The following is a 1394-nucleotide window of genomic DNA, read 5'->3' as shown; positions in this document are numbered from 1 at the left end:
GGCACCACCAGCCCCGCCACTACCCGGCCATCGGCTGCGCCATGGTTGCGGTAGTGGAACATCGAAATGGTCCAGCGTCCGCCCAGTTTATTCAAAAAGTTGAACAGCGCGCCCGGCCGCTCGGGAAATTCGAAGCGCAGCACCACTTCGTCGCTGACCCGCTCCGAGTGCCCGCCGACCATGTGGCGGATGTGCAGCTTGGCCAGTTCGTTGTCGGTCAGGTCGACCACCGGAAAGCCTTGTTCGCTCAGGCTGGCGATCAGCGCGCTGCGCGGGTCGCGCTCCGGGTGGGTCTGCACGCCAACGAAAATGTGCGCCTCGCGGTCGGTGTGGTAGCGGTAGTTGAATTCGGTGATCTGGCGCTTGCCGATCGCTTCACAGAACGCCTTGAAGCTGCCGGGCCGCTCCGGGATGGTCACCGCAATGATGGCTTCGCGGCCTTCACCCAGTTCGGCGCGCTCGGCGACATGGCGCAGGCGGTCGAAGTTGATATTGGCCCCGGAGTCGATGGCCACCAGAGTCTGGCCGCTGACGCCGCGCTGTTCGACGTACTTTTTGATGCCCGCCACGCCCAGCGCACCGGCAGGTTCGGTGATCGAGCGGGTGTCGTCGTAGATGTCCTTGATCGCCGCGCAGATTTCGTCGCTGCTGACGGTGATCACTTCGTCGACGTAGTGCCGGCAGACCTCAAAGGTATGCTGACCGATCTGCGCCACCGCCACGCCATCGGCAAACAGCCCGACCTGGTTGAGCACCACCCGCTCGCCAGCAGCCAGGGCGGCTTGCAGGCAGTTGGAGTCGTCCGGTTCGACGCCGATGATTTTGATTTCCGGGCGCAGGTATTTCACGTACGCGGCAATGCCGGCGATCAGCCCGCCGCCACCGACCGGGACGAAGATTGCGTCCAGTTGGCCAGGGTGCTGGCGCAGGATCTCCATGGCCACGGTGCCTTGCCCGGCGATGGTGTCGGGGTCGTCATAGGGGTGGACATAGACCAGCCCCTGTTCCTCGACCAGCCGCAGTGAATGGGCCAGCGCCTCCGGGAACGAGTCGCCATGCAGCACCACCTGGCCACCGCGCGAGCGCACGCCCTCGACCTTGATTTCCGGGGTGGTCTTGGGCATCACGATCACCGCCTTGATGCCCAGCTCCCGCGCCGCCAGGGCCAGGCCCTGGGCATGGTTGCCGGCTGAGGCGGTGACCACGCCACGGGCGGTCTCTGCCGCGCTCAGTTGCGCCAGCTTGTTGTAGGCGCCGCGAATCTTGAAGGAGAAAACCGCCTGCAGGTCTTCGCGCTTGAGCAGGATCTGGTTGCCGAGCCGCTCAGACAGCTGGCGAGCCCCCTGCAGCGGGGTTTCGATGGCCACGTCGTAGACGCGGGAGGTGAGGATCTT

1 protein-coding gene is annotated in these 1394 nt (G+C 65.2%); it reads right to left on the bottom strand.

The features are described from left to right. The coding region (gene ilvA, locus NRB16_RS28725; protein WP_257107542.1) for a threonine ammonia-lyase, biosynthetic at window positions 1-1394 on the bottom strand (1394 nt) is incomplete at both ends.

Origin of the sequence: Pseudomonas sp. LJDD11, from assembly GCF_024584215.1 — a bacterium.
GTDB lineage: Bacteria > Pseudomonadota > Gammaproteobacteria > Pseudomonadales > Pseudomonadaceae > Aquipseudomonas.
This window is presented reverse-complemented; position numbering and strand designations above follow the sequence as displayed.